Source organism: Terrabacter sp. P5_B1, from assembly GCF_056400505.1.
Map to the genome: position 1 here is coordinate 1 of NZ_JBFULD010000014.1, position 26,429 is coordinate 26,429.

The 26,429-nt window shown below is 71.7% G+C and carries 25 protein-coding genes; 12 read left to right on the plus strand and 13 right to left on the minus strand.

Features of this window, described 5'->3' with window-relative positions; genetic code table 11:
* The 4 genes from AC1DP0_RS02255 to AC1DP0_RS02270 all read right to left on the minus strand — a co-directional run.
* The coding region (locus AC1DP0_RS02255; RefSeq protein ID WP_478082272.1) for a glycosyltransferase at window positions 1-1,049 on the minus strand (1,049 nt) is incomplete at its 3' end.
* Window positions 1,046-2,128, minus strand: a complete 1,083-nt coding sequence (locus AC1DP0_RS02260; protein WP_478082273.1) for a glycosyltransferase — start codon at window positions 2,126-2,128, stop codon at window positions 1,046-1,048. The genes AC1DP0_RS02255 and AC1DP0_RS02260, both read right to left, overlap by 4 nt.
* The gene (locus AC1DP0_RS02265) at window positions 2,116-3,219 is read right to left on the minus strand and encodes a glycosyltransferase family protein (RefSeq protein WP_478082274.1); all 1,104 of its coding nucleotides are present in this window, start codon (window positions 3,217-3,219) and stop codon (window positions 2,116-2,118) included. The genes AC1DP0_RS02260 and AC1DP0_RS02265 overlap by 13 nt, the downstream gene beginning before the upstream one ends.
* A 170-nt stretch (window positions 3,220-3,389) precedes the next feature.
* Window positions 3,390-4,811, minus strand: coding sequence for a cation:proton antiporter (locus AC1DP0_RS02270; protein WP_478082275.1), 1,422 nt, complete (start codon window positions 4,809-4,811; stop codon window positions 3,390-3,392).
* Between the two features lie 125 nt (window positions 4,812-4,936).
* Between AC1DP0_RS02270 and AC1DP0_RS02275 the strand changes: the two genes are divergently transcribed.
* Complete coding sequence (locus AC1DP0_RS02275) at window positions 4,937-5,698, plus strand: GAF and ANTAR domain-containing protein (protein ID WP_478082276.1); 762 nt, start codon at window positions 4,937-4,939, stop codon at window positions 5,696-5,698.
* A gap of 9 nt (window positions 5,699-5,707) precedes the next feature.
* Here AC1DP0_RS02275 and AC1DP0_RS02280 read toward each other — a convergent pair whose 3' ends face one another.
* The gene (locus AC1DP0_RS02280) at window positions 5,708-6,076 is read right to left on the minus strand and encodes a hypothetical protein (protein WP_478082277.1); all 369 of its coding nucleotides are present in this window, start codon (window positions 6,074-6,076) and stop codon (window positions 5,708-5,710) included.
* A gap of 53 nt (window positions 6,077-6,129) precedes the next feature.
* Window positions 6,130-7,311: a zinc-dependent alcohol dehydrogenase gene (locus tag AC1DP0_RS02285; RefSeq protein WP_478082278.1), complete on the minus strand. Its 1,182-nt coding sequence runs from the start codon at window positions 7,309-7,311 to the stop codon at window positions 6,130-6,132.
* 53 nt (window positions 7,312-7,364) lie between these two features.
* Between AC1DP0_RS02285 and AC1DP0_RS02290 the strand changes: the two genes are divergently transcribed.
* On the plus strand, window positions 7,365-8,354 hold the full coding sequence (locus AC1DP0_RS02290; protein ID WP_478082279.1) for an SDR family NAD(P)-dependent oxidoreductase: 990 nt from the start codon (window positions 7,365-7,367) through the stop codon (window positions 8,352-8,354).
* Between the two features lie 42 nt (window positions 8,355-8,396).
* Here AC1DP0_RS02290 and AC1DP0_RS02295 read toward each other — a convergent pair whose 3' ends face one another.
* Complete coding sequence (locus AC1DP0_RS02295) at window positions 8,397-9,065, minus strand: SGNH/GDSL hydrolase family protein (RefSeq protein ID WP_478082280.1); 669 nt, start codon at window positions 9,063-9,065, stop codon at window positions 8,397-8,399.
* A 371-nt stretch (window positions 9,066-9,436) separates the two neighbouring features.
* A complete protein-coding gene (locus AC1DP0_RS02300) occupies window positions 9,437-9,781 on the minus strand; it encodes an alpha/beta hydrolase (RefSeq protein ID WP_478082281.1) in 345 nt (114 codons plus the stop codon).
* A gap of 402 nt (window positions 9,782-10,183) precedes the next feature.
* On the opposite strand from AC1DP0_RS02300, the gene AC1DP0_RS02305 reads away from it, so the two are divergent.
* Entirely contained in the window at window positions 10,184-11,719 is a 1,536-nt protein-coding gene (locus AC1DP0_RS02305; protein WP_478082282.1) for an FMN-binding glutamate synthase family protein, read from the plus strand.
* 52 nt (window positions 11,720-11,771) lie between these two features.
* Complete coding sequence (locus tag AC1DP0_RS02310) at window positions 11,772-13,493, plus strand: thiamine pyrophosphate-dependent enzyme (RefSeq protein ID WP_478082283.1); 1,722 nt, start codon at window positions 11,772-11,774, stop codon at window positions 13,491-13,493.
* A gap of 240 nt (window positions 13,494-13,733) precedes the next feature.
* Here the strand turns inward: AC1DP0_RS02310 and AC1DP0_RS02315 are convergent, their stop codons facing one another.
* Entirely contained in the window at window positions 13,734-14,258 is a 525-nt protein-coding gene (locus AC1DP0_RS02315; RefSeq protein WP_478082284.1) for a MarR family winged helix-turn-helix transcriptional regulator, read from the minus strand.
* Window positions 14,259-14,305: 47 nt separating this feature from the next.
* On the opposite strand from AC1DP0_RS02315, the gene AC1DP0_RS02320 reads away from it, so the two are divergent.
* From AC1DP0_RS02320 to AC1DP0_RS02330, 3 genes are all read left to right on the plus strand, one after another.
* Entirely contained in the window at window positions 14,306-14,497 is a 192-nt protein-coding gene (locus AC1DP0_RS02320; RefSeq protein ID WP_478082285.1) for a hypothetical protein, read from the plus strand.
* A gap of 87 nt (window positions 14,498-14,584) precedes the next feature.
* Window positions 14,585-14,908, plus strand: a complete 324-nt coding sequence (locus AC1DP0_RS02325; protein ID WP_478082286.1) for a hypothetical protein — start codon at window positions 14,585-14,587, stop codon at window positions 14,906-14,908.
* A 74-nt stretch (window positions 14,909-14,982) separates the two neighbouring features.
* Window positions 14,983-15,309 carry a hypothetical protein gene (locus AC1DP0_RS02330; RefSeq protein WP_478082287.1) on the plus strand — a complete coding sequence of 109 codons (327 nt, stop codon included), beginning with the start codon at window positions 14,983-14,985 and terminating at the stop codon, window positions 15,307-15,309.
* Window positions 15,310-15,352: 43 nt separating this feature from the next.
* Here the strand turns inward: AC1DP0_RS02330 and AC1DP0_RS02335 are convergent, their stop codons facing one another.
* Window positions 15,353-16,351, minus strand: coding sequence for an aldose epimerase family protein (locus tag AC1DP0_RS02335; protein ID WP_478082288.1), 999 nt, complete (start codon window positions 16,349-16,351; stop codon window positions 15,353-15,355).
* A 141-nt stretch (window positions 16,352-16,492) separates the two neighbouring features.
* On the opposite strand from AC1DP0_RS02335, the gene AC1DP0_RS02340 reads away from it, so the two are divergent.
* The gene (locus AC1DP0_RS02340; RefSeq protein WP_478082289.1) at window positions 16,493-17,734 is read left to right on the plus strand and encodes a D-arabinono-1,4-lactone oxidase; all 1,242 of its coding nucleotides are present in this window, start codon (window positions 16,493-16,495) and stop codon (window positions 17,732-17,734) included.
* 24 nt (window positions 17,735-17,758) lie between these two features.
* Here AC1DP0_RS02340 and AC1DP0_RS02345 read toward each other — a convergent pair whose 3' ends face one another.
* On the minus strand, window positions 17,759-18,259 hold the full coding sequence (locus AC1DP0_RS02345) for a MarR family winged helix-turn-helix transcriptional regulator (protein WP_478082290.1): 501 nt from the start codon (window positions 18,257-18,259) through the stop codon (window positions 17,759-17,761).
* Between the two features lie 195 nt (window positions 18,260-18,454).
* On the opposite strand from AC1DP0_RS02345, the gene AC1DP0_RS02350 reads away from it, so the two are divergent.
* Window positions 18,455-18,649 carry a BldC family transcriptional regulator gene (locus tag AC1DP0_RS02350; protein WP_478082296.1) on the plus strand — a complete coding sequence of 65 codons (195 nt, stop codon included), beginning with the start codon at window positions 18,455-18,457 and terminating at the stop codon, window positions 18,647-18,649.
* An 89-nt stretch (window positions 18,650-18,738) separates the two neighbouring features.
* Here AC1DP0_RS02350 and AC1DP0_RS02355 read toward each other — a convergent pair whose 3' ends face one another.
* Window positions 18,739-19,317, minus strand: a complete 579-nt coding sequence (locus AC1DP0_RS02355; protein WP_478082291.1) for a MarR family winged helix-turn-helix transcriptional regulator — start codon at window positions 19,315-19,317, stop codon at window positions 18,739-18,741.
* A gap of 61 nt (window positions 19,318-19,378) precedes the next feature.
* Between AC1DP0_RS02355 and icmF the strand changes: the two genes are divergently transcribed.
* Together icmF and AC1DP0_RS02365 are read left to right on the plus strand one after the other, a co-directional pair.
* Entirely contained in the window at window positions 19,379-22,648 is a 3,270-nt protein-coding gene (gene icmF, locus AC1DP0_RS02360; RefSeq protein ID WP_478082292.1) for a fused isobutyryl-CoA mutase/GTPase IcmF, read from the plus strand.
* Between the two features lie 117 nt (window positions 22,649-22,765).
* Entirely contained in the window at window positions 22,766-23,521 is a 756-nt protein-coding gene (locus tag AC1DP0_RS02365) for a helical backbone metal receptor (protein WP_478082293.1), read from the plus strand.
* 240 nt (window positions 23,522-23,761) lie between these two features.
* On the opposite strand, the gene gcvT is transcribed toward AC1DP0_RS02365, so the two are convergent.
* The gene (gcvT, locus tag AC1DP0_RS02370; protein WP_478082294.1) at window positions 23,762-24,880 is read right to left on the minus strand and encodes a glycine cleavage system aminomethyltransferase GcvT; all 1,119 of its coding nucleotides are present in this window, start codon (window positions 24,878-24,880) and stop codon (window positions 23,762-23,764) included.
* Window positions 24,881-25,003: 123 nt separating this feature from the next.
* On the opposite strand from gcvT, the gene AC1DP0_RS02375 reads away from it, so the two are divergent.
* On the plus strand, window positions 25,004-26,429 hold a 1,426-nt coding region (locus AC1DP0_RS02375), incomplete at its 3' end, for a leucyl aminopeptidase (protein ID WP_478082295.1).

The window sequence follows — 26,429 nt, forward strand, 5'->3', positions numbered from 1 at the left end:
GCGTCGAGTCGGGCAGCGGCGGACACGGCCCCGCGGCCGGTGGACCACGCACGCCACCCCTCGCCACCGCGGCGGACGGCTCGGTCCAGGATGCCGGGCCAGCTCGCGGCTTCGGGCCACGTGTCGAGCCCGACGGCCGCTCCCAGGCGGTCGACCGCCCGCGCCGTGGCCACCTGCTCGTCGAAGGGGCGGGGCTGGGCGACCACGACCGCGGGCCGTCGGGCGGCGGCGACCTCGGCCACGGCGTTCTGGCCGCCGTGGGTGACCACGACGTCGGCGGCCGCCAGCTCGGACCACAGGTCGGGTGAGGGCGAGCCGGGTCCGCGCTCGACCCAGTCCCAGCCGGGGGTGGCGGCTCGGGCCGCCGCGACCTGCGCTGCCGACGTGCCGTGGCCACCGCCGCCCCAAACGAGCAGGACGCGTCGTGCTGCTGTCGTGGCTTCGGCCGGGCTCATCGACTGCCCGAAGTGGAGCGCATCGGTGCCGACGGCGTACCCGGAGTCCTCACCCGGTGTCCGGGCCGGCTCTCGGCCGTCGAAGCGCGACAGCGCCCCGACCGCCCAGAGCTTCGCGAGCCAGGCCGGGGGCCAACCGTCGGTGTGCGCGGTCTCCGGCCACGGCGCGAGCAGGGCGTCGGCGAGGTCGTAGGCCAGGGAATGGGTTCGGTCGGTGCGCACGCCCGGCATCGCGAGCACCACGACCGGCACGCCGCAGAGCCGGCTCAGCACGGCGACCTCGACGGACACGTCTACGACGACGAGGGAGGGGCGGGCACGTCGGATCCACTCGGCGACCGCGGCCATGCGGTCCGCCAGGCCGGGGTCGTGCTGGGGTGCCCAGTGCAGCACGCCGTGCGCGGTGGGATCGGCGAGCAGGGCGGCCGCCGGCGGCACACGGTCGTCGCGCTCGAGCTGGACCCAGTCCTGGCCCCACGACGGGGGCGAGGGCAGCGAGCTGAGACCTGTCACCGGGGACCTCAGGTGCTCGGCGACGGCCTCCAGGCGGGTCAGGTGGCCCAGGCCGTGGTGGTGGACGTAGTAGCCGATCACGCTGCACCTCGAAGGTGGGAGATCGACCGGTAGAGGTCGAGGTACCTCTCGACCATCCCGTCCACCGAGCACGCGGCGACGGCGTGCGCGCGGCAGGCGGCCCGGTCGAGCCGGACGGCCGTCGCCACGGCCTGCGCAGCCTCGGCGCCCCCCGCGTCGGGCGGGAGGAGGAGACCGACCCCCGGCGCGACGAACTCCCGGAGACCGCCGCGGTCCAGGGCAACCACCGGGGTGCCGCACGCCAGCGACTCGGCAGCGACGAGGCCGTAGGGCTCGTCCCATTCCGGCGTGACGAGCATGGCCGCGCTGCTGCCGACCAGCGCCACCAGGCCGTCCGTGTCGAGGTGGCCGACGTAGGACACGTCCTCGTCGAGCTCGTCCGCGACGTGCCGGGCGAAGTAGCCGGCGTCACCCACGGGTCCGGCGATGCGCAGGCGTCGCCCGGAGGCCCGCGCCATGGCGATGGCGCGATGGGGGGCCTTCTCGGGGACGATGCGGCCGACCCACACGAGGTCGTCGCCGCCGGGTCCGGCGACCCAGCGCCGGACGTCGACACCGTTGTGCACGACGACCGGCGAGGCAACGTGCGACCACGAGTCTGCGGTGTGCTGGCTGACGGCCACGAAGCGACTGCGCTGCAGGCGACCTCGGGATCGCGAGCCGATCGCGATCGCCGGCTCGAGCCACGGGGTGGGTGGGGTGTGGAGGGTCGTCAGCACCGGTGCACGGAGCGACTCGGCCATGGCGACCGGGAGGTGGTGGAGGCTGTTGTTGTGCACGACATCGACGTCGTCACGCCCCTGGAGGGACAGCATGACCTGCAGGTAGGCGTGGTGCTCACGCAGCCAGGCGTCCGGCACCATCGACACGTCGGCACGGGCCGTGTCGCTGAGGTGCAGCGGCGCGACGTCGAGCTCGGTCGCCCCGAGCGCGGGGTCGCTGCCGGGACCGGCGAAGAGGGTCACCTCGACGCCGCTGCGGCGAAGGCCGCGGACGAGATGCCACGTCAGGGACTCCAGGCCACCGGCAAACGGTTCGGCGATCGGGTGCTTGGAGGCAGCCAGGACTACGACGTGCACGACGCACCCCGCTCGGCCACGGCGGCAAGCACGGCGGCATACACCTGCTCGTGGACGCGGGCGATCTCCTGGCGCTCGCGTCGGCGCTCCTCCGGGTCGGCGCGCCACGACGGACGGTCCCGGTAGGCGCGCACGAGGGCGTCGTGCAGCGCCGGGACGCTGCTCTCGCCCAGCGACCCGGGCGAGCCCGGCGTGCTGTAGCGCAGGCACGGGCGTTGCTCGGCGTAGTAGCCGCAGTCCGGCGCCACGACCGTGGTGCCCAGGTCGTAGCACGCCTCGAGCCAGCCGGAGTGCGTCCCGAAGCGATAGGGCAGGACCGACACGTCGAGCGACTGGAGATAGTCCCAGAGCTCGTCGTCGGTGAAGTAGTCGTGCACGTGCAGGTCCACCTGGCCGCGGTCGGCGAGCTCGCGCAGCCGCGGTTCGAGGTCGGTGGCGTGGCGGGGGTGGCCCGGCGTCATGACGTCGGTGTGCGCGTCGACCCGCAGCCGGGCCCCGGGAAGGTCGGGCAGGGTGGCGACGATGTCCTCGATGACGGGCAACGGGTCCATGCCCGCGCGCAGGCTCTTGGCGTGGACGCCGATGACGAAGTCCGGGTGGGGCGCCCGCGGCTGCGACAGTCGCGGCTCCTCGACGACATGCGGGTGCGGGACGACGGTCGCCTCACGCCCCCAACGTGCCGCGATCTCCGCGGCCGCGCCGGGGGTGAGCGTCAGGACGGCGTCCGCTGCCTCGACGAGGACCCCGAGCTGGGCGTCGTGCAGTCCTCGGTCGAGGTGGTGCGGGTTGCGCAGGTCGTGCACGGTGATGACGAGCGGTCGACCGTGACGGCGCAGGCTGGAGACGACGTCTGCGAGGTCGTCGGGCGAGAGGGCATCGAAGCCGAAGTGCACGTGCATGACGTCGAACTCGTCAGCGTGCTCGTCGACCCACCCCGGCTCGAGCATCCGTGGCGGCCACCACTGCGCGTCGGGGACGTCGGCGCGTGGACGCGGGTCGGGCAGGCGGATGACCGTCGTCCGGCCGTCGGGGGGCGACAGGTGTCGGACGTAGACGTGGCCTGCTGGAACTGATGCGATGACGGGACTCAACCGGTTTGCCTCTCGGTGCACACGCCCGACGCCCACCGAGGGAGGGGACGTCGGCGCGGGGTCGGGGGCCGCTGGCTCGAGCCTCCCGAGGAGTCATACCCGCGCGGGCGGCATGCACACCCGCCTCGTCCTGCTGGCGTGCGTGGTCCGTTCGGAGCGGAGCGTATGCGTCAGGCGAGCTCTGCCACACCCGCGCGCTCACGGCGGCGCTCGAGATAGTGCATGACCGGCGTCGCGAGGGTCCCGTGCACCATGACCGACAGCAGGATCGTGAAGGCGACCGTGGACCACAGCCAGCGCTCCTCGGAGAAGGCGTGCTCGCCGGCCGCGAAGGAGAGGTAGTAGATCGAGCCGATGCCACGAACCCCGAAGAACGCCGTCGCGAGCGTCTCGCGCCGGCCGAGGCCTCCCGGCAGACTCGCTGGACGGGCCCGCAGGCGCAGGCTCACCCACCCGGCGAGTGGGCGCAGGACGAAGACGAGGGCGAGGGCGATCACCACCCCGCGCCAGTCGAGCTCGCCGAGCACCCCCTTGGTCATGGCCATGCCCAGCATGAGCAGGATGATCAACGTCAGCAGACGCTCGAGCCGCTGGACCACCTCGTGCATCGAGCGGTGGTAGTGGTGGTTGCGTTCGGCCGCGCGCAGGGTCATGCCGCACGCGAAGACCGAGAGGAACCCGTAACCGCCGACGAGCTGGCTGGCGCCGTACGTCAGGACGAGAGCCGCCAGGGCGAGGAGCGGCTCACCCTGCTCGGCGAGACGCAGCGAGCGCCGGGAGGACCGGAAGGCGATGCGGGCCAGGCCCCAGCCGACCGCGATGCCCACGGCGACGCCGATGACGACCTTGCCGACGAGGTCCCACGCGAACCACTGGAGACCCCACGAACCCACCGAGGAGAGTCCTCCGGCCGACGCGAGCAGCAGGGCCGCCGTGACGAACGGGAAGGCGAGACCGTCGTTGAGGCCGGCCTCGGAGGTCAGCGCGAAGCGCACGTCGTCCTTCTCGTCGACGGGCTCGCCCAGTGCCTGGTCGTCGTCGGGAGGAGACCCCGGAGCGTCCTCTGAAGCATCGTCCGGCGCATCGTCCGGAGCTCTCGCGGTGTCGGCGGTGTCGGCGGTGTCGGCGGTGTCGACGCGTGGTCCCTCGACCTGGACGTCGCTGGCCAGCACGGGGTCGGTCGGGGAGAGGGCCGCCCCGAGGAGCAGCGCGGCCGCCGGCGCGATCCCGAGCCCCCACCCGAGCAGAGCCACGGACGCGATCGTCAGGGGCATCGCAATGGCCAGCAGTCGCCACGTCGGCGACCAGGCGGCCCACGAGGCACGGCTGCGCCAGTCCAGCGAGCGGTCGATGGCGAGGCCGACACCCATGAGCGCGACCAGGATCGTGAACTCGGTGACCCGTTCGACCTGCGGCCGGATGGCGACGGGGTCGAGGCGCATCCCCTCGGGCAGGGGGAGCAGTCCGATGGCCATGCCGAGGAGGAGAAGAACCATCGCGGCCGACACGGCATACCGGTCGAGCACGGAGGGGAGCACCGCTGCGAGGAACATTGCTCCTCCGGCGATGAGGTAGATCAGGTTGATGGACATGACGACACGCAGGTGCTCCTCGGGGTTGGCCTCCTGATGACCTACCCGGGACGGTGGCCGCCCGATCGGCTCTCGCCTCCGTTGTCGCCAAGGTCTACGGTCGACGTGAGAAGGGACGGTGAGGGATGGGTGACGACGAGCAGCAGCAGGCCGAGGACGAGCTGCGCGTGGTCGCCGAGTCCTTCGGCCAGCTCGGTGCCGAGCTCGAGTCGATGGCACCCGCCGACGCCCTGGACGCCGTGGTCCGGATCGCGGTCGACCGCGTACCGGGAGCTGTCTGCGCGAGCATCACGACCTACGAGCGCGGCCGTTTCCGGACGGTCGCGGCGACCGACGACCGGGCCCGTCGCGCCGACGAGATCCAGTACGCCCTGGGCTCGGGTCCCTGCCTCGATGCCATCGTCGAGGACGCGCTCTACCGTCCGCGCGACCTGCGTCACGACGATCGGTGGCCGGAGTACGGCGAGCGCGTCTCGAGCGAGCTCGGTGTGCAGAGCATGCTGAGCTACCGCCTCGGCCACGAGACGGAGGAGAGCATCGACGGCCTCAACATCTACGCGGACGAGGTGGCCGCCTTCGACGAGCACGCCGAGCTCGTCGGCCTCATGCTCGCGACGCACGGTGCCCTGGCGGTCGCGTTGTCGTCCAACCAGCAGCAGGTCGAGCACCTCCGGAAGGCGCTCGTCACCAACCGCGAGATCGGCGTTGCCATGGGCGTGCTGATGACCCGGCACCAGGTGACGCGCGACCAGGCGTTCGGGCTGCTGCGGATGGCCAGCCAGAACACCAACCGCAAGCTGCACGAGGTGGCGCTGGAGGTCGCCGACACGGGCGTCCTGCCGTCGATCGGCGGCGCGCGACTGCGGCTCGAGGACGCCGCGGAGTGACCGAGACGCTCAGTCGCGCTCCCACGGGGCGTCCTCGCCCATCTTCGCGTAGTACTTCGCGAGGTGGCTGCGGACGCGGTCGCGGTCCTTCTCGGGCAGGTCCACACCCCCACGCGAACCCTGCATGACGGCGGCCGCGGCCATGACACCGCGGGGCACGGCCCGGAGGCGACCGTCCACGACATCCGCGACGAGCAGCTTGTATGCCGTGAAGTTCGCCTTGTTGTCGGCGTCGTACCAGACGTGGGCGTCGCGGTACTTCTCGTTCGGCTCGTCGGTGGCGCCGGCCCACTCACGGACCCGCTTCTCGGCGGCGCCGCCGTCCCACTCCCGGTCGCGATCGGCCAGGGGCAGGTCCTGGAAGCTCGTCACACTCATCGACATCTCCTTGCTCGGTGGATGGGGGCTGCGTGCGGTGGGCGGCGCGCGCCTCAGGGCGTGAGGACCACCTTGAGGCACTCGTCCTGCTTCTCCTGGAAGATGCGGTAGAGCTCCGGTGCGTCGTCGAGGCCGGCCCGGTGCGTGGCCAGGCTCTCGAGGCCGAGCACGTCGTCGTCGGTCCGGACGATGTCGAGCAGCTCGTCGCTCCAGCGGCGCACGTGACACTGGCCCATCCGGATCGTGAGGCCCTTGTCGAAGAGCTCCATCATCGGCATCGGGTCGGCGGAGCCGCCGTAGACGCCGCTGATCGAGAGGGTGCCACCACGGCGGACGGCCGCGACCGCGGTGTGCAGTGCTGCCAGACGGTCGATGCCGAAGCGTTCGACGGCCCCTCGGGCGAGAGGCTTGGGCAGGCGGCTGGCTGCTCCGATCACCTTCTCCGACAACGGGTTTCCATGCGCCTCCATGCCCACGGCGTCGATCACTGCATCGGGTCCTCGGCCGTCTGTCATCTCGACGAGCGCATCGGCGACGTCGGTGTCGCGCGCATCGACGACCTCGGCGCCGTGGGCGCGAGCCTTCTCGATCCGGTCCGGCACGAGGTCGACCCCGATGACGCGTCCGACCCCGCGGTGGCGGGCCGCCCGGACGGCGAGCTGCCCGACGGGGCCGAGTCCGAGGACCGCGAGGGTGTCGTTGGCGCTGACGTCGGCGTACTCCACCGCCTGCCACGCGGTCGGCAGGATGTCGGACAGGTAGAGGAAGCGCTCGTCCGGCAGCTCGTGCGGGATGACGATCGGACCGAAGTCGGCATGCGGCACCCGGACGTACTCCGCCTGGCCGCCGGGCACGGATCCGTAGAGGCTCGTGTAGCCGAAGAGGCTGGCGCCCTTGCCCGACGCGGTGTTCTGGGTGGTCTCACACTGCGCGAAGAACCCGCGCTGGCACATCCAGCACCGTCCGCACGAGATGTTGAAGGGCACGACGACCCGGTCACCCACGGCCAGCGTGGCGACGTCCGGGCCGACCTCCTCGACGATGCCCATGAACTCGTGGCCGAGGACATCCCCCGGCTGGAGGTAGGGGGCGAGCACCCGGTAGAGGTGCAGGTCCGAGCCGCAGATGGCGGTGGACGTGACTCGCACGATGGCGTCGGTGGTGTCAGCGATGACGGGGTCGGGTACGTCGGTCACACGGACGTCCTCGATGCCGTGCCAGGTGAGAGCCCTCATGTCGTGGCTCCTACCCATGGCGGCACGAGGGAAAACCCGCCAGGAGGCGCACCATGGACCCGACTGACCGACGGACCGACGACATCGATGAGAGCGCGACGCCCGTGACGGCCGCCGACCGGCCGGTGGCCGTCGTCCTCGGCGGCTCACGTGGGCTGGGACTGCTCATCGCGAAGGAGCTGCTGACGCGCGGCCACCGGGTGGTGGTCGCGGCTCGGGACGCCGGGGAGACCGAGGACGCGGCACGGACCCTGAGCGAGTGGGGCCCCGTGTCGGCGGAGCGGTGCGACGTGCGGGACCGGCACGACGTCGGGGAGCTGGTGGGTCGGGTCGAGCACACCGTCGGCCCCATCGAGGTCCTCGTCACCGTGGCTGGGGTCATCCAGACCGCTCCCGTCGATTCGCTCGTCCTCCACGAGTTCGAGGACGCGATGGACACCATGGCCTGGGGGCCCATCCATGCCGCCATGACGGTGCTGCCCCACATGCGTCGTCGCGGACGGGGGCGCATCGGGACGGTGACCTCCATCGGGGGCATGGTGTCGCCGCCGCACCTGCTGCCGTATGCCACGGCGAAGTTCGCCGCCGTCGGCTTCTCGGACGGCCTCGCGGCGGCCCTCAGCGGGAGTGGCGTCACGGCCACGACCATCGTGCCCGGCCTCATGCGAACCGGTGGTCACCAGCACGCCCGCTTCGGCGGTGACGCAGCGGCCGAGTACGCCTGGTTCGCCTCGGCCGCCTCCCTCCCGGTGGTGTCCGTCGACGCCGAGCGCGCCGCCCGGCGGATCGTCGACGTCGTGCTCGCCGGCCGGCCGATGGTCGTCCTCACGCCGCTCGCCTGGCTCGGCATCCGCTTCCGTGGGCTCGCTCCGGCGACGACGACACGCCTCATGGGGCTGATGGGTCGGCTGTTGCCGGACGCGCCCGGGCGGGAGGGCGCCCGGACGGCCCCGGGCCACGAGGCGAGACGTCGGCTCGGATCCCCCCTCGTCGACCGGCTGACGACCCTCGGTGACCGGGCTGCGCAGCGCAACAACGAGTGAGCGCCTCGAGCGCCCGACCGGGTGACGTGAGCGCGGACGGTCTCAGGGCGTCGTCCAGGCCGGCACCGCTCCCGTCGTGCGGAGCTGGTCCACCACGGCCCCGGCGAGGAGGGCGTGTCCGTCGGCGTTCGGGTGGTCGCCGTCCAAGAGCAGGTCGGCCGTGGGGTCGCGCGTGCCGGTGGGGCCCTTGAGCGGGCTGTAGGCGTCGACGTAGACGGACCCTGTCGTGGTGGCCACCTGCTGGATCGTGTCGTTGACGAGCCGGGTGAGCGCGTCGCTGCCGAGCACGTAGCTCTCGCCCAGCGCACGCCCTACCGAGCCGTCGACGGTGATGTTCCAGTAGCCGAGCAGGGCGATGCGCAGGTCCGGGCGGTGGTCGATGCTGCGGACCGCCTGGATGATCTGAGTCAGCCCGTCGCGCAGTCCGGCCACCGTCGAGGACCAGCACGCCGACCCCGCAGCCGGGAAGCAGCTGCTGTCCTCGACGCCGTCGAGGTTGAAGTCGTTGGCGCCCACCTCGACGAGCACGAGGTCGGCGCTGGCAAGGTGGTCGCGGGTCGGGCTGGAGCTGAGGTCGCCCGCGACGTCGGCGGTGGTCCAGCCGCCGTTGGCGTCGTTGTGCACCACCCAGCTGCGGTGGGTCAGCTGCCCGAGCCGGCTGCCGGCCTGCTCGACGTAGCCGGAGCAGCCGCAGGTCTCCGCCGAGGGCACCGAGTCGCCGAGCCCGACGAGGGTCAGGGGCCCCTTGGGAACGGAGGAGCCCGCGGACGGTGTCGCGCGTGCGGCCCCCGTGCCCCCGTGCCCCCGTGGCTCCCGTGCCTCCCATGGCTCCCGTGCCTCCAGGGTCCCCTGCCGTCGCAGCCCCGCTCGCGAGGGCCGTGGTGGGGCCGGGTGGGGGCTCGGCCGTGGGCGAAGGCAGCAGACCCGAGACGATCCCGCTCACGGCTGGCCCCACGAGCGCCGCCAGACCGAGCAGCACCGCAATGACGTGGTGGGACGTGGGTCGACCGCGGGCGCGGGACCTCACCGGCGCGCCGGGGCGGGGCGCGGGCGGCGTGCCGCCGTGCGGCATACGCCCTCCTTCAGGCACGGAACCCGGGCAGGGTCTGGGCCAGCCAGGTCAGGGCGTTCGGCACGTAGGGGGTGAACACGTCGAGGCGGTGGCCCCCGTGCGCGAGGACGGTGGCGGTGACGTCGAGCGGCGGCCGGGCGACACTGAGGAACTTCGACGTCGTCGGATACGACAGGGAGTCATCTCGCGAGGTCAGGACCCACATCGCCAACGGTGGTGGCGCGTTGCGCGCCAGGGCGACGAGGTCGTAGTTCCGCAAGCCGTCGGTGCTGAGAGGGTCGTAGGCCGCGCTGAAGTCAGGGCGGAAATAACCCTGGAGCACGACCGCGGCGCCGTAGACGTTCGGGTGACGCATGGCCAGCGACGCCGCGCACCAGGCACCGTAGGAGTAGCCACCGTGGCCCAGGAGGTGCGCCTGCGCTGGACCCTGAAGTGGCCGACCGTCCTCGTGGGAAGCTCCTGGGCCAGCCAGGTGTCGGTCTGCGGCTGCCCGGGACCGCCGTTGACGCACTCGGTGTCGTGCTGGCCGGTGTGACTGGCTGTTCGCTGGACGGTGCCTGTGACGATCCCGCCCCGCGGGACGACAGCGCGAGCCCGCCCCACCGCGGGACCCCGACTCAGGAACCTCTCAGGTAGGCGTCCCGGTCTCGCGGGTAGGTCGCTGGGAGACGCGAACGACGGAGTGCGCCGGCCCGAGCGCGCGCTCCAGGCGCACGGGGGTCGTCACTCGGCCCGTCCGATCGAGCAGGAGGCAGCCGTGGGTCGCAGCAGATGGGTGGTCGGGGGAGCCGGAGCAGGTGCGGCCGCGTTGGCGGCGTGGGACCTCCTCCAGCGCAAGCACACGATCCTGCGGCGCTATCCCGTCGCCGGTCACCTGCGCTACCTGCTCGAGGACATCCGCCCCGAGCTGCAGCAGTACTTCATCGAGCGCGACTGGGACGGCCGGCCGTTCGACCGCGACACCCGCTCGGTCGTCTACGAGCGGGCCAAGGGCATCCACGGTGAGCGCCCCTACGGCACGGAGCTCGACGTCAACGAGGTCGGCTACGAGTACCTCGTGCACTCGGCGGCCCCGGCCGACCCACCGGACCGTCCCGCCCGCGTCCTCGTCGGCGGTCCGGACTGCACCAAGCCCTACTCCATGGCGCTGCTCAACGTGTCGGCGATGAGCTTCGGCGCCCTGTCCGCCAATGCGATCCGCGCCCTCAACAAGGGAGCGGCGCTCGGTGGGTTCGCGCACGACACCGGCGAGGGCGGCCTGTCGCCGTACCACCTCGAGAACGGTGGCGACATCGTCTGGGAGATCGGCACGGGCTATTTCGGGGCGCGCACCAAGGACGGCGACTTCGACCCGGCCAGCTTCTCGGACAAGGCGTCCGGCGACTCCGTCAAGTGCGTCTCCCTCAAGCTGAGCCAGGGCGCCAAGCCCGGCATCGGCGGGGTGCTGCCTGCGGCGAAGGTGAGCCGGGAGATCGCCGACATCCGGCAGGTGCCGCAGGGCGAGAAGTGCGTCAGCCCGCCGAGCCACCGCGTCTTCCACACGCCCGTCGAGCTCATCGAGTTCATCGCCCGCATGCGTGAGCTGGCCGGCGGCAAGCCGACCGGCTTCAAGCTCTGCGTCGGCTCGCGGGTCGACGTCCTCGCCATGTGCAAGGCGATGGTGGAGGTGGGCACGACCCCGGACTTCATCGTCGTCGACGGCTCCGAGGGCGGCACCGGCGCAGCCCCGCTGGAGTTCGAGGACCACGTGGGCATGCCGCTCACCCACGGCCTGATGACCGTGCACAACGCGCTCGTGGGCGTGGGTCTGCGCGACCGCGTGCGCATCGGGGCGAGTGGCAAGGTCGCGGCCGGCAACGACATCGTCAAGCGGCTCATCCAGGGCGCCGACTACACCAACTCCGCCCGGGCGATGATGATGGCCGCGGGGTGCATCCAGGCCCAGCGCTGTCACACCGACAAGTGCCCGAGCGGCGTCGCGACCCAGAACGCCCGTCGTGCCAGGGCGCTCGACGTCGGGGACAAGAGCGAGCGCGTCCACCGCTACCAGCAGGCGACGGTCGACGAGGCCATGCGGATCATGGCGGCGATGGGGATCACCGACCCGGCGGACCTGACGCCGCACCACCTGCGGCTCAACGTCTCCGCGACCGACAACCAGTCCTATGCCGCGCTCTACGACTGGCTCGCCCCGGGCCAGCTGCTGGCCGAGCCGCCGCGGGACTGGGCCCACGACTGGGCCATGGCCAGCGCCGACCACTTCGGCGCCGGCCCCCGGCCCGCGCACCTCTGACCGCCACCCACCGGTCGGGCACCAACTGTCCGCCGCCACGGAAGGACCGCACATGACCACCGTCGCCGAGCACATCATCACCTCGTTAGCCGACGCGGGGGTGACCCAGGTCTGGGGTGTGGTCGGCGACGCCCTCAACCCGCTGACCGACGCGATCCGCACCGAGGAGCGCATCGAGTGGGTGGGGGTGCGGCACGAGGAGGTCGCCGCCTTCGCCGTCAGCGCGCAGGCCCAGCTCACCGGCACGCTCGGGGTGTGCATGGGCACGGTCGGCCCCGGGTCGATCCACCTGCTCAACGGCCTCTACGACGCGAAGAAGTCGCACGCTCCGGTCCTGGCCATCTGCGGCCAGGTCCCGAGCCCCGAGATCGGCACCGACTTCTTCCAGGAGGTCGACAACAACGCCCTCTTCGCCGACGTGTCCGTGTGGAGCCAGACGCTGTCGTCGGCCGAGCAGCTGCCCTACCTTCTCGAACAGGCGGTCAACGCGGCCCAGTCGATGCGCGGGGTGGCGGTGCTGACCCTGCCCGGCGACGTCGGCGACCTCCCGGTCGACAAGTCGGTCCGACCTGCGACGTTCGCGCCCGCAGGGGTGCCCGCGCCGGCACCCGACGCGCAGGTCGACGCAGCCGTGGCCGCCCTGGCGGGCGACGCCCCCGTGACGCTCCTCGTCGGGTGCGGCGCTCGCGACGCCCGGTCGCAGGTGCTGGAGCTGGCCGACGTCCTCGCCGCCCCGATGGTGCTGACGCTCAAGGGGAAGGAGGGGCTCGAGCACGACAACCCCTTCGAGGTGGGCCAGTCCGGGCTCATCGGCAACCCTGCAGCAGCCAAGGCGATGGACGACTGCGACGTGCTCGTCCTCGTCGGCACCGACTTCCCCTACCGCGACTGGTACCCGACGGGGAAGACCGTCATCCAGCTCGACGCGCGCGGCGAGCACGTCGGCCGGCGCACCCCCGTGCAGCACGCCATGGTCGGTGACGCCAGGGCGACGCTGGAACGTCTCGTCCCACGTCTCGACCGGCGCACCGACCGCGCCCACCTCGAGACGGCTCGGACGGCATACCAGCGGTGGCACGAGCGGCAGGGCTCGCTCCTCGACCCGGGTCACGACGACACACTGCTCGGGCGGGCTCGAGCCGTCCTCGACAACCCCGACGAGCGGATCAGGCCGGAGGCGGTGGCGTCGGCCGTCGACCGCCTCGCGCCGGACTCGACGATCTTCACGAGCGACACCGGCATGTCGACGGCGTGGCTCGCGCGCTTCGTCACGATGCGTGGCACGCGACGGCTGGTCGGTTCCTACAACCTCGGCTCCATGGCCAACGCGATGCCGATGGCGCTCGGCGCGCAGGCCCTCGACCGCACCCGTCCCGTCGTCGCCTTCGCCGGCGACGGCGGACTGATGATGCTGCTCGGTGACCTGCGCACCGCCGTGACCTACCGGCTGCCGGTCGTCCTCGTCGTCTTCGACAACGGACGGCTCGGCATGGTCAAGCTCGAGCAGGAGCAGGGCGGCCTGCCGGAGTTCGGGACCGAGCTCGACAACCCTGACATCGCCGCCGTCGCGGCCGCGATGGGACTGACGAGTCGTCGCGTCACGGAGGCCGACCAGCTGGACGACGCCGTCAGGTGGGCGCTCGCCGCCGACGGCCCGGTCCTGCTCGACGTCGTGACCAACCCCGACGAGGTCGCCATCCCGCCGAAGCCGAAGCTCGCCCAGGGCTGGGGCTTCGCGATCGCCAAGGCCAAGGAGACCATGGAGAGCCGGTAGCCCGGGTGGCGGATGCTCGACCCCGGCGTGCTCGTGCGCGTCGGACCGGACCTGGTGGTGACCGAGCGCGTCGTCGTCGGGCACGAGCCGGTGCACCGGCTGACACGGGGGGACCTCGGGACAGCCGCTGCTTCGCAGCGTCCGACGGGTGACGGACGGCACTGAGGGGTCGTGGCGCCCAGGCGGCGCGGGCTCAGGGAGCGGTGGACGACCCGGTGGTCGGCTGCGGTCGGGTCGGGCTCAGTCGTCGGCCGGGGCGGCCGGGGCGGCCGCGGTTGCCGCGATGACGCGGCTCAGCGAGGCGTGCAGGGCCTGGAGCTCCTCGACCTCCATGCCCAGGGTCGCGACGATCCGGGGCGGAACCTGGAGAGCCTGCTCGCGCAGGAGGCGCCCGCGCTCGGTCAGCGTGATGGCGAGGGCCCGGTCGTCGTCGGGGTGGCGGTCGCGCGTCACGAGGCCGGCGCTCTCGAGGCGTTTGAGCAGCGGCGACAGCGTCGCCGGCTCGAGGCTGAGCACGTGGCCGATCTCGCGCACGGTCAGCGGCGACCGCTCCCACAGGGCGAGCATGACGAGGTACTGGGGGTGGGTCAGACCCAGTGGTTCGAGGACCGGGCGGTAGAGCGCGATGACGTTGCGAGCCGCCACCGCCAGGGCGAAACACACCTGGCGGTCGAGTCGCAGCAGGTCCTCGGGGGAGGTGCTCGTCCCGGCGGTGCGCACGGTCGGGCGGGTGGCGATGGCGCGCGTCCTCCGATCGGTTGTCATGGTGTGTACACTAACAGTTAGTGCCCTAATCATATGGAGGAGTCATCGTGTCGCGGTCGGGTTCCAGCGCAGGACTCTCCATCGGCTACCGGATCGGTTACCGGTTGCGCCTCATCGGACTCACCCTCTTCGGGCCGGCGCAGCTCGGTGAGGGCAACGACCCCAAGGTCCGCCTCGAGCGCGAGCGCGCAGCCCGGGTGGCCAGGGGCAAGGCGACGCCGCGCTCTCGGGAGCGCTGAGCACGTCTCGCCGAGCACGTCTCGCCGAGCACGTCTCGCCGAGCTCGGTGTGGGTACGTCCCACGAGACACCGAACGAAGGAGAGACATGGGTGACCGTGTAGGGCTTTTCGTCATGGTGGGCGTCGTCGTCCTGCTGTGCTCGATCCTCTGGGTCATGCGACCGCGCCGTCGCACCCAGGGCGACGTCGAGCACGAGACCCTGAACCCCGAGGTCGAGGCCGCCCACGGCGGGGCGGTCGCGGCTCCCGACCCGGGCAGGCTCGTGGGCAACCCGCCCGTCGACACGCTCTCGGCGTCCGGTGAGGGCAGCGCCGTCGCCGGTGCGGGGGCAGGTGGGCGAACGCCTGACGTGCGCGACCCGCTGCGCGCCCCGCCGAACGACGTGGGCAGCTCGCCCGACCAGGGCTGAGCTCACCCTTTCGCGTCCGCCACCTTCCGCACCGGAGTACCGTCGAGTGCGGGGGATCGGACCCGGGAGGTGCCATGGGTGATCGTGTAGGGCTGTTCGTCATGCTGGTGGTCGTCGTCATCCTGCTGATCGGGCTCGTCGTCGTAGGACCGCGGCACACCCGGCGCAATCGCGACGCCAGCGAGTCGCTCAACTCCCACCGCGACGACACCGAACGGGCGCGGCGCGATCACCCCGAGGGCGCCGAGCGGTCACACCTGGTGGGCAACCCGCCGGTCGACACCATCACGGCGGACGGATGGGGGGTGGCGCGGCCCGGCGAGGGAGCCGAGCCCGAGGAGCTGCCCGAGGACGTCCACCCCGAGCTCCACGAGCAGCGCGGGCGCCACCGGCGCCATTAGGCCCCCACCAGGCGCCACCAGGCGCCGCCTGCTGTGTCCCGCCTCACTGGCGACCGAGGCGCCAGGTCGTCGTGCTCGCGTAGCGGTCGCCGGCGCGCAGTCTCGCCGACGGGAAGTTCGGGTGGTTGGGGGCGTCCGGAAATCCCTGTGTTTCCAAGGCGATTCCCGCACGGGGGCCGTATGCCGACCCCGACGTCCCCATGACCGTGCCGTCGAAGTGCGCTCCGGTGTAGACCTGCACGCCCGGTTGGTCACTGGTGATCTCCAGGGTGCGGCCGGAGCTCCCGCGCAGCGTTGCGACGGGACGCGGCCCGGTCCCTGTCACGACGAGATTGTGGTCGAAGCCCTCACCGTGGGTGAGCTGCTCGTCGTCGCGACCCAGTGCGTCTCCGAGCCGGACGGGAAGCCGCAGGTCGAAGGGTGTTCCGGACACGTCGCGGATCTCGCCCGTGGGGATCAGCTCGCTGTCGACGGGCGTGAATGCGTCGGCCGACACGGCGAGGTGGTGGGCATCGACGGCACCGGTGCCTTCGCCGTCGAGGTTGAAGTAGGTGTGGTTGGTCAGACTCACGACGGTGTCGGCGTCGGACGTGGCCGAGTAGTCGATGCGGACGACACCCGGCGCCACGCTGTAGGTGACGGTGACGTCGAGGGCGCCCGGGAAGCCCTGGTCGCCGTCGGGACTGTGCAGGCCGAGGCGCACGTGCGAGGCTCCCTGCTCCTCGATGGTCCAGTCCCGGCGGTCGAAGCCCTCGAGGCCGCCGTGCAGGGCGTTGCCGCCCTCGTTCGCAGTGACCGTGTGCTCCGCCCCGTCGAGCGTGAACCGGGCACCGGCCAACCGGTTGCCGAACCGTCCGATCGTCGCCCCGAGATARCCGCCGTCCACGGCATACATCATCGGGTCCTCGTGCCCCAGAACGACATTCGTCGCGCCGTCGTCGTCGGTGACGACGAGCCGCCGCACCGCCGCGCCGGCCGTCACCACCTCGAGGAGCAGGCCCGCGGCGGTCAGCTCGAGCGAGGTCGGACTGGTGGGAGGCATGAGCGCTCCTTGTGGACGGGGACGGTCCGGGACGAGGGACCCGTGTCGTGGCGACGGTACGGCCCGGGCACCGGGGTGCGCCACCGCCCCGCCGCGTGGTTGTGACGGCTCGTCCACCTTGGCGCAGGGCAGACTGACACGATGGCGGAGACGAACTGGGCCGGAAACCACACGTACCGGGCACGCATCGAGCGGGTCCGGTCGGTGGAGCACCTCCAGGAGGTCGTGGCCGCGGCGCCGCGTGTGCGCGCGCTGGGCTCCCGGCACAGCTTCACCGACCTGACCGACATCACCGACGCGGACGGTGTGCTCGTGTCGCTGGCCGACCTGCCGACGACGGTCGAGGTCGACCCCGAGACGCGCACCGCTCGCGTGACGGGGCACGCGGCATACGGCGACGTGGCAGCGCAGCTGCAGCGAGCCGGCTGGGCTCTGGGAAACCTGGCCTCGTTGCCGCACATCTCCGTCGCTGGTGCCGTCGCGACCGGCACGCATGGCTCTGGCGTCGAGAACGGGTCTCTCGCAACGGCCGTCGGCTCGCTCGACATCATCGGTCCCGACGGTGGGCTGCGCACGGTGCGCCGTGGGGACGCCGACTTCAAGGGCAGCGTCGTCGCCCTCGGTGCCCTGGGGGTCGTGACCGCGGTGACACTCGACGTCGAACCCACCTACGACGTGCGACAGGACGTCTACACGGGCCTGTCGTGGGCGGCTCTTGCCGCCGAGGTCGACGCGGTCATGGGCAGCACCTACAGCGTGAGCCTGTTCACCCGCTGGGGTGAGGCAGGCATCGAGCAGGTGTGGCTCAAGAGCCGCTCCGAGGATGGGCCACCCGCGCTCCAGGGGGCGACGGCCGTGACGACGGCCGTGCACATGCTCGACGGGGGCGCAGTGGAGGCGGTGACCGAGCAGGGCGGCATCCCGGGTCCGTGGCTCGACCGGCTGCCGCACTTCCGCATGGAGTTCACCCCGAGCCGAGGCGAGGAGCTGCAGAGCGAGTACCTCCTGCCGCGCGAGCACTCGCTGACGGCGATCGAGCGACTGCGCAGCCTCGCCCCGCGGCTGGCGGCGGTGCTCCAGGTCTCCGAGCTGCGCACCGTCGCCGCTGACGACCACTGGCTCAGCAGCTCCTACGGCCACGACGTCGTCGGCGTGCACTTCACCTGGCTGCGCGACGTGGAGCGGGTGTATGCCGTCCTGCCCGCCGTCGAGGAGGCCCTGCTGCCGCTCGGGGCGCGACCGCACTGGGGCAAGTGCTTCGTCGCAGGCGTGCAGGAGCTCGAGCCGCTCTACCCGCGGATGGCCGCCTTCCGCGCGCTGCGCGACCGCGTCGACCCGGACCGCGTCTTCGGCAACGCCTTCCTCGACCGCGTCATCGGGTGAGGTGCTGCTCGCCGCTGGATCAGCTCAGTGACGCTTGCGACGACCGGGGCTCGGCGCCCGGGCGGCCTCGATGTCACTCGTCACCCCGCGCAGCCCTGCCGCAAGGGTGTCGAGCAGGGTCGCGACCCCCGGCAGGTCGGCGGCGGCGACGGGGTCGAAGGCCTGCGGCATCCAGTCGCGGACGTCGCTGAGCCGGCGCATCGCCGATTCCGGGATCTCGACGGTGCTGCGTCGACGGTCGTCAGGGTGGGGGACCCGCAGCACCATCTCGCGCTGCACCAGCCGGTCGACGAGGGTCGTCGTCGAGCTCGTCGTCAGTCCCAGGGCGGTTGCGAGGTCGGTCTGTCCCATGGGACCGCGGGCCAGCAGGTGGCTGATGGCACGGCTCTCGTTGACGGTCAGGTCGAGGTGGCTCGCCACGGCGATGCGGTAGCGCTCGCCGGCGAGGATCAGCTCCCGGAGGGCGGCGGTCGCAGCGTCGCGGGCGGCGGTTGCCGCGTCGTGGGCGGCGGCGGTCGGTGTCATGCGCTCAATGTAGTGAGTGCCGTCGCTCGCCAGTCTGGTCGCTTGATTGTCGAACGAAGTATCCGTACCGTGATAGATGCGGCCTACCGGACGCGCCGCCAGGCCGCCCGCGGGATCGTCGGAGTCGGCGTTGAGCAGCCAGCGCCTGGTCCGAAACCTCCACCGGTGCTGCGCTTCCCCTCCAAGGCGGCTCATATGAACGGCAACGACACGGCGGTCGAGAGACTCCTCACCCCTGCGGAGGTGGCAACGATCTTCCGCGTGGACCCCAAGACGGTCAGTCGGTGGGCCAGGTCCGGCAAGCTCAACGCCCGGCGCACGCTCGGTGGTCACCGGCGCTACCCCGAGAGCGAGATCTGGGCACTGCTCGACCAGCCCCAGCACCACTAGGACCCGACGCGCCGACCCGGTGGGACCTCCGGGTTGGCTCTGAGGGCTTCGTGCCGGATTCGTGCGGCTTCGTGCGGCTTCGTGTCGGCTCAGAAGTCGCCGGCGCCGCGCCGCAGCCGGGTGAGCACGTCGACGAGGGAGCGCACGTCCCTGGCGCCGAGGTCCGGCTGCTCGAACACCTCCGTGTTCAGCGCCTTGGTGGCCCGCTCGGCGAGCTCGCGCCCGCTCGGCGTCAGGGCCACGAGCATGGCCCGCCGGTCCTCGGGGTGCGTCGAGCGCGTCACGAGCCCGGCGTCCTCCAGCCGGTCGACCGCGTTGGTGACGCTCGTCGGATGCACCTGCAGGCGGCTGCCGATGACCTTCATCGGCAGCGACCCCCGCCGGCTGAACCAGAGGAGCATGAGCACCTCGTAGCGGGCGAAGGTCACGCCGAGCGGCTTGAGCGTCGCCTCGACCCGGGCGAGGACGATCTGGTGCGCCCGCATCAGCGAGGTGATGGCGGCCATGCCGTCGGCGGCCGGGCCCCACCCCTGCTCGACCCACTGCTCGCGCGCCCGGGCGATCGGGTCGAAGCCGAGGCCCGACCCCACCCCGGCGCCTGCGGCGACCCCGTTGCCCGCGCCGCTCGGGGTGCCCGCGCCGCCGGCCATGTTGGTCTGCGCACTCATGGCGCCATCGTAGGTCGCTGACGCGTTGACGTCCATTAGTAGGAAGTCCTAGTATTTTCGCATGTCTGACGCACCGCAGCGCGACCTGCACCAGCCGACCCACCACGTCCGGCTCGTCACCGCGAGCAGCCTCTTCGACGGGCATGACGCCTCGATCAACATCATGCGGCGCATCATGCAGACGCAGGGTGCCGAGGTSATCCACCTCGGGCACAACCGCTCGGTCSASGAGGTCGTCGACGCGGCGATCGAGGAGGACGTGCAGGGCGTCGCGGTGAGCTCCTACCAAGGGGGTCACGTCGAGTACTTCGAGTACCTCGTGCAGCTGCTCAAGCAGAACGGCGCCGGCCACATCCGCGTCGTCGGCGGCGGCGGCGGGGTCATCGTCCCCGAGGAGATCGCGCGGCTGCGCGAGTCCGGCGTCACGATCTTCAGCCCCGAGGACGGCCAGCGGCTCGGTCTCGTGGGCATGATCAACCAGGTCGTCGCCGACTGCGACTTCGACCCGTGGGAGACCAGCGCCGCGTCGCTCGAGGCCGTCCTCGCCGGTGAGCGGGCGGCGGTCGCGCGGGCCATCACGGGCGCCCAGGAGGGCGACATCGACGCGGCGACCCTCACGCAGATCCACGAGGCCGCCGGCCGTCGCCGCGTCCCGGTCCTCGGCATCACCGGGACCGGCGGGTCGGGCAAGTCGAGTCTCACCGACGAGCTGATCCGCCGCCTGCGCCTCGACCAGCAGGACAAGCTGCGCGTGGCCGTCCTCGCCATCGACCCCACCCGCAGCCGCGGCGGCGGCGCCCTGCTCGGCGACCGCATCCGCATGAGCTCCCTCGACGGTGACCGGGTCTTCTTCCGCAGCCTCGCGACGCGAGGCGGCTCCCAGGTCCCGACGCACCTCGACGACGTCCTCGACATCGTGCGGGCGGCCGGCTTCGACCTCGTCATCCTCGAGACTCCCGGCATCGGCCAGGGTGACGCCGCCATCGTCGACTACGCCGACGTCTCGCTCTACGTCATGACGCCCGAGTTCGGCGCGAGCAGCCAGCTCGAGAAGATCGACATGCTCGACCGCGCCGACGTCGTCGCCATCAACAAGTTCGAGCGCCGCGGCGCCGAGGACGCCCTGCGAGACGTCGGGCGCCAGATGGTGCGCAACCGCGAGGCCTTCGGCAAGAGCCCCGCGGACATGCCCGTCTACGGCACGTCGGCTGCGACCTTCAACGACGACGGCGTCACGGCGCTCTACCAGGAGCTGCGTGACCTGCTGTCCGCCAAGGGGATGCCGCTCGAGGAGGGCGTGCTGCCGCGGGTCGCCACCAAGCAGTCCACGCGCATCGCGACGATCGTGCCCGCCTCGAGGGTGCGCTACCTCGCCGAGATCAGTGACACCGTCCGTGGCTACCACGAGGCGACGGAGCGGTATGCCGCAGCCGCCAGTCGCGTGCAGCGACTCGAGTCCGTGCGCGGCGAGCTCGCGGCTGCCGCAGCGGCCGACGAGGTCGGCAGTGCCGAGAGCGCGGTCGAGGCCGTGGAGGCCCTGCTCGACGAGGCCCGCACCGACCTTCCCGCAGACGTCGCCGGTGCCCTCGGCGCGTGGCCTTCGGTCGTCGAGTCCTACTCCGGCGACGAGCAGGTCGTCCGCATCCGCGACAAGGAGATCCGCAACGTCCTGACGCGGGAGTCGTTGTCGGGCAACAAGATCCCTCGTGTCTCGCTGCCCCGCTATCGCGACTACGGCGAGCTCGTCAGCTTCCTGCGCCGCGAGAACCTCCCGGGCTACTTCCCCTTCACCGCCGGAGTCTTCCCGTTCAAGCGCGAGGGCGAGGACCCCGCTCGCATGTTCGCGGGGGAGGGGGACCCCTTCCGCACCAACCGCCGGTTCAAGCTGCTCTCCGAGGGCCAGCCCGCCACACGCCTGTCGACGGCGTTCGACTCGGTGACGCTCTACGGCCGGGACCCCGACCCGCGCCCCGATGTCTACGGCAAGGTCGGCACGTCCGGCGTGTCCATCGCGACGCTCGACGACATGAAGGCGCTCTACGACGGCTTCGACCTCGTGTCGCCGACGACGTCCGTCTCCATGACGATCAACGGCCCGGCGCCGACGATCCTCGCCTTCTTCCTCAACACCGCCATCGACCAGCAGGTCGACGCCTTCACGGCGCGGGAGGGCAGGGAGCCGAGCGCCGAGGAGCGCGCCGACCTCACGGCATACGCCCTCGCCAACGTGCGCGGCACGGTTCAGGCCGACATCCTCAAGGAGGACCAGGGCCAGAACACCTGCATCTTCAGCACCGAGTTCTCGCTCAAGATGATGGCCGACATCCAGGAATGGTTCATCGAGCACTCGGTGCGCAACTTCTACTCCGTGTCGATCTCGGGCTACCACATCGCCGAGGCCGGGGCCAACCCGATCAGCCAGCTCGCCTTCACGCTCGCCAACGGCTTCACCTACGTCGAGAGCTACCTCGCGCGCGGCATGAAGGTCGACGACTTCGCGCCCAATCTCAGCTTCTTCTTCAGCAACGGCATGGACCCCGAGTACTCCGTGCTCGGCCGCGTCGCCCGGCGCATCTGGGCCGTCGCGATGAAGGAGAAGTACGCCGCGGGGGAGCGCAGCCAGAAGCTGAAGTACCACGTGCAGACCTCGGGCCGGAGCCTGCACGCGCAGGAGATGGACTTCAACGACATCCGCACCACGCTGCAGGCGCTCATCGCGATCTACGACAACGCGAACTCCTTGCACACCAACGCTTTCGACGAGGCCGTGACGACCCCGTCGGAGGAGTCGGTGCGTCGTGCCCTCGCGATCCAGCTCATCATCAACCGCGAGTGGGGCCTCGCGATGAACGAGAACCCGCTCCAGGGGTCCTTCGTCATCGACGAGCTCACCGACCTCGTCGAGGCGGCCGTCCTCAAGGAGTTCGACCGCATCACCGAGCGCGGTGGCGTGCTCGGCGCGATGGAGACCGGCTACCAGCGCGGCCGCATCCAGGACGAGTCGATGCTCTACGAGCACCGCAAGCACGACGGCAGCCTGCCGATCATCGGGGTCAACACCTTCCGCAACCCGCACGAGGGTGAGACCCCGCGCAAGGTCGTCCTCGCCCGCGGCACCGAGGAGGAGAAGCAGGGCCAGCTCACGCGGGTTCGTGCCTTCCGCTCGACCCATGAGGTCGAGGCGAAGGCCGCGCTCGAGGAGCTCAAGGCCGTCGCGATCGAGGGCGGCAACGTCTTCGACGTCCTCATGCGCGCGGCCCGGGTGTGCTCGCTGCAGCAGGTGACCGAGGCCTTCTTCGAGGTCGGTGGCCAGTACCGCCGCAACGTGTAGCCCCCGCCGCCGCCGCAGCCCCCCAACCGTCGAAAGGCCACGTCTTGTCGCCTCTCAACCGTCGAAAGGCCACCTCGTGCCGCCTGCGGGCACTCGAGAGGCCACGTCGTGCCGCCCGTGACGCTCGCTGACGACCTGGCGTATGCCGTGTCCGTGCCGACGGCGCCCCGGCGGGTCGTGTCGCTCGTGCCGTCGATCACCGAGGCTCTCGCGACGAGCTGCCCGGAGCGTCTCGTCGGGGCGACGGACTGGTGCACTCATCCGAGCGACCTTGCGGTGCAACGGGTTCGCGGTACCAAGAATCCGGATCTCAAGGCCATCGCGGCGTTGCGTCCCGACCTCGTCGTGGCCAACAAGGAGGAGAACCGCGAGTTCGACGTGCGGCGCCTGCGCGCCGACGGCATACCCGTGTGGGTGACCGACATCGAGACCGTGCCGGGCGCGCTCGACTCGCTCAGTCGGTTGTTCGCCGATGTGCTGGACCTGGGAACGCCCGACTGGCTCGCGGCCGCCCGGAGCGAGTGGGACCGACCCGTGCCGGAGCCGTCCCTCGACGTCGCCGTGGCGATCTGGCGCGACCCGTGGATGGCCGTCGGGCGCGACACGTTCACGGGCGACCTCGTGGCCCGACTCGGCTGGCGCAACGTCCTGGCCGACGACGCCGACCGCTATCCGCACGTCGACGTGACCGATCTCGACCGCGACGACCTCGTCGTGCTCCTGCCCGACGAGCCCTACGTCTTCACCGTCGACGACGGCCCCGAGGCGTTCGCGCACGCGCGGACCGCGCTCGTCAGCGGCCGACTGCTCACGTGGTACGGCCCGAGTCTCGTCGGGGCCGCCGCGGCCCTGACCGCGGCAGTCCCCGCCTGACCCGGCAACACGTGGCCCCTCGACGGGGAAGACGCGGCAACGCGTGGCCTCTCGACGGTCGTGACCCGGCAACACGTGGCCTCTCGACGGTTGGGCCGGTGCCGGCAGAGAGCTTCCGGCCGCGCGCTGCGGCCACCGGATCGAAGCGGGGATGCGCCTGGACGCAACCGCCCCAGCCCGACCGTGTGCCGGGTGGCAGCCTGACGGCACCACCCGGCATACGTTGTCGGAGAAGGGCGCTCAGGACTCGCGGACCTGCACCTGGACGAACGGCGGCTTGACCACGGTTGCCTCGAGCGTGCGCCCGCGCACGTCGATCTCGACCGTCTCGCCGTCGGCGATGTCGGGGTTGAGCAAGGCCAGGGCGATGCCCTGCTTGAGGGTGGGCGAGAACGTGCCCGAGGTGACCTCGCCGGCCGCAGCACCGTTCCACGACACTGTGCAGTGCGCGCGGGGGATGCCGCGACCGGTCACGAGCAGGCCGCGCATGAGGCGCGTCGGGTTGGCCTTCTCGGCCTCGAGGGCCTGCTTGCCCCAGAAGGTCTCCTTCTTCCAGCCGACGGCCCAGCCGGCCCGGGCCTGCACGGGCGAGATCTGCAGCGAGAGGTCCTGGCCGTGGAGCGGGTAGCCCATCTCGGTGCGCAGCGTGTCGCGGGCACCGAGCCCGCACGGCTTGCCGTCGAAGGGCGCCACGGCCTCGACGAGGGCGTCCCAGAGTGCCGGGGCGTCGTCCCAGCGCGGCACGAGCTCGTAGCCGCGCTCGCCCGTGTAGCCGGTCCGGCACACGATGACGGGGTGTCCCTGCCAGTCCGCCTCGACGAACGACATGTAGTCGTGGCCCGTCGGCAGTCCGAGCGACTCGAGCACCTCGTCGCTCTTCGTGCCCTGGACGGCGATGACGCCGTAGTCCCGGTGCAGGTTCGTCACGGTGATGCCGTCGGGCGCCGCAGCCTGCAGGCGGCGGACCACCTCGGCGGTGTTGGCGGCGTTGGGGATGAGGAAGACGTCGTCGTCGGACTTGAGGTAGACGATGAGGTCGTCGACGACGCCGCCCGCCTCGTCGCAGCACAGCGTGTACTGCGCCGACCCGGGCTGGATGCGGCGCACGTCGTTGGTCAGGCAGGCGTTGACGAAGTCGGCAGCGCCCGGCCCGGTCACCGAGGCCTTGCCGAGGTGGCTGACGTCGAACACGCCGACGCGCTCGCGCACCGCGGTGTGCTCGGCGACGACGCCACCGCCGGGGTACTCGATCGGCATGTCCCAGCCGCCGAAGTCGGCCATCTTGGCGCCGAGGGCGACGTGGCGGTCGTGGAGGGGTGAGGTCAACGGGGAGGTCTTCCCCGACGTCGCTGTCGTCATGGGCGCCAACCTACCGCTCAGCAGTCCCGCCTCCCCCGCTCGTTATCATTCGAGCGACGCCCCGGTCCCACGGGACGCGCCGGAGCTCGTGCGCCCGCAAGCACCTTGACGAAGGAGTCCCCCTTGGCCAACCTGACCATCTCGAACCGCTCAGCCGCCGACACCCCCGCCGACGCCCTCGTCGTGGCGCTCGTGCCGGGTGACGGCGGTGGCACCTTGGCGCCCGCCCACGGCCTCCCGCGCAAGTCGGTGTCGCACCTCAAGTCCGTGATCGCCGACCTCGAGCTGGCCGGCAAGGTCGGCGAGGTGACGACCCTCGCCGCCGTGCCGGACGTCGCTGCGAAGCTCGTCGTGCTCGCCGGTGTCGGGGCCCTCTCCAGCGAGACGAGCGCGCTCGAGGACGTCCGGAAGGGCGTGGGCGCCGCGATCCGTTCCCTGAGCAAGAAGAAGAAGGTGGCCGTCGTCGTGCCGGGCACCTCCGTCGAGGTCGTCTCCGCCGTGGCGGAGGGCGTGGCCCTCGGGGCGTATGCCGTGTCCAAGGCAGGCACGACCAGCACCGACGCCGTGGGCTCGGTCGCGCTCGTCGGTCCGGCGGACGCGGCCTCGCGCAAGGCCGTCAAGCGTGCTGCGGCGCTCGGCGAGGCCGTCGCATACACCCGTGACCTCGTCAACCTGCCGCCGAACCTGCTCTACCCCGAGACGTTCGTCGACTCGCTCGCCGACCGCGTCAAGGGCACCAAGGTCAAGCTCAAGTCCTATGACATGAAGGCGCTGCGGGCCGGCGGTTTCGGAGGCACCGTGGGCGTGGGCCAGGGCTCGGCCAACGACCCGAGGATCGCGGTCCTCAGCTACGCCCCGGCCCGGGCCAAGGCGTCCATCGCGTTCGTCGGCAAGGGCATCACGTTCGACTCGGGTGGCCTCTGCATCAAGCCCGCGAACGGCATGCTGACGATGAAGTGCGACATGGCCGGGGCCGCCGCGGTCGCGGGGGCCGTCCTGGCCATCGCCGAGCTCGGTCTGCCCATCGCCGTCACCGGCTACCTCGGCCTGGCCGAGAACATGCCGAGCTCGACGGCGCAGCGCCCCAGCGACGTCGTGACGATGCGCGGCGGCAAGACCGTCGAGGTGCTCAACACCGACGCCGAGGGGCGAATGGTCCTCGGCGACTGCATCGCGCTCGCCTCCGAGAGCAAGCCCGACGCGATCGTCGACATCGCGACCCTGACCGGTGCGCAGGTCGTCGCGCTCGCCAACACCGGGGCCGTCATGGGCAACGACGACGCCTTCCGCACCCGGGTGCTCGAGGCCGCGGCCACGGTCGGCGAGGCGATGTGGCCGATGCCGCTCCCCCAGGACCTGCGTCCGGCCCTCGAGTCCATCAACGCCGACCTGGCCCACAAGGGCGGCGTGGAGGGCGGCATGTTGACGGCCGGCATCTTCCTCGCCGAGTTCGTCGGCGAGGGCATCCCGTGGAGCCACCTCGACATCGCCGGGCCGGCCTTCAACGACAAGGCGCCGACCGGCTACTGGCCCAAGGGCGGCACCGGCT

Excerpts from the sequence above, each read along its gene's own strand:
- AC1DP0_RS02300 (WP_478082281.1), bottom strand. The coding sequence starts at position 9,781 with ATGCGTCACCCGAACGTCTACGGCGCCGCGGTCGTGCTCCAGGGTTAT.
- gcvT (WP_478082294.1), bottom strand. The coding sequence starts at position 24,880 with ATGACGACAGCGACGTCGGGGAAGACCTCCCCGTTGACCTCACCCCTC.
- AC1DP0_RS02330 (WP_478082287.1), top strand. The coding sequence starts at position 14,983 with ATGGGTGATCGTGTAGGGCTGTTCGTCATGCTGGTGGTCGTCGTCATC.
- AC1DP0_RS02290 (WP_478082279.1), top strand. The coding sequence starts at position 7,365 with ATGGACCCGACTGACCGACGGACCGACGACATCGATGAGAGCGCGACG.
- AC1DP0_RS02310 (WP_478082283.1), top strand. The coding sequence starts at position 11,772 with ATGACCACCGTCGCCGAGCACATCATCACCTCGTTAGCCGACGCGGGG.
- AC1DP0_RS02350 (WP_478082296.1), top strand. The coding sequence starts at position 18,455 with ATGAACGGCAACGACACGGCGGTCGAGAGACTCCTCACCCCTGCGGAG.
- AC1DP0_RS02315 (WP_478082284.1), bottom strand. The coding sequence starts at position 14,258 with ATGACAACCGATCGGAGGACGCGCGCCATCGCCACCCGCCCGACCGTG.
- AC1DP0_RS02280 (WP_478082277.1), bottom strand. The coding sequence starts at position 6,076 with ATGAGTGTGACGAGCTTCCAGGACCTGCCCCTGGCCGATCGCGACCGG.
- AC1DP0_RS02275 (WP_478082276.1), top strand. The coding sequence starts at position 4,937 with ATGGGTGACGACGAGCAGCAGCAGGCCGAGGACGAGCTGCGCGTGGTC.
- AC1DP0_RS02285 (WP_478082278.1), bottom strand. The coding sequence starts at position 7,311 with ATGAGGGCTCTCACCTGGCACGGCATCGAGGACGTCCGTGTGACCGAC.
- AC1DP0_RS02355 (WP_478082291.1), bottom strand. The coding sequence starts at position 19,317 with ATGAGTGCGCAGACCAACATGGCCGGCGGCGCGGGCACCCCGAGCGGC.
- AC1DP0_RS02270 (WP_478082275.1), bottom strand. The coding sequence starts at position 4,811 with ATGTCCATCAACCTGATCTACCTCATCGCCGGAGGAGCAATGTTCCTC.
- AC1DP0_RS02340 (WP_478082289.1), top strand. The coding sequence starts at position 16,493 with ATGGCGGAGACGAACTGGGCCGGAAACCACACGTACCGGGCACGCATC.
- AC1DP0_RS02345 (WP_478082290.1), bottom strand. The coding sequence starts at position 18,259 with ATGACACCGACCGCCGCCGCCCACGACGCGGCAACCGCCGCCCGCGAC.
- AC1DP0_RS02325 (WP_478082286.1), top strand. The coding sequence starts at position 14,585 with ATGGGTGACCGTGTAGGGCTTTTCGTCATGGTGGGCGTCGTCGTCCTG.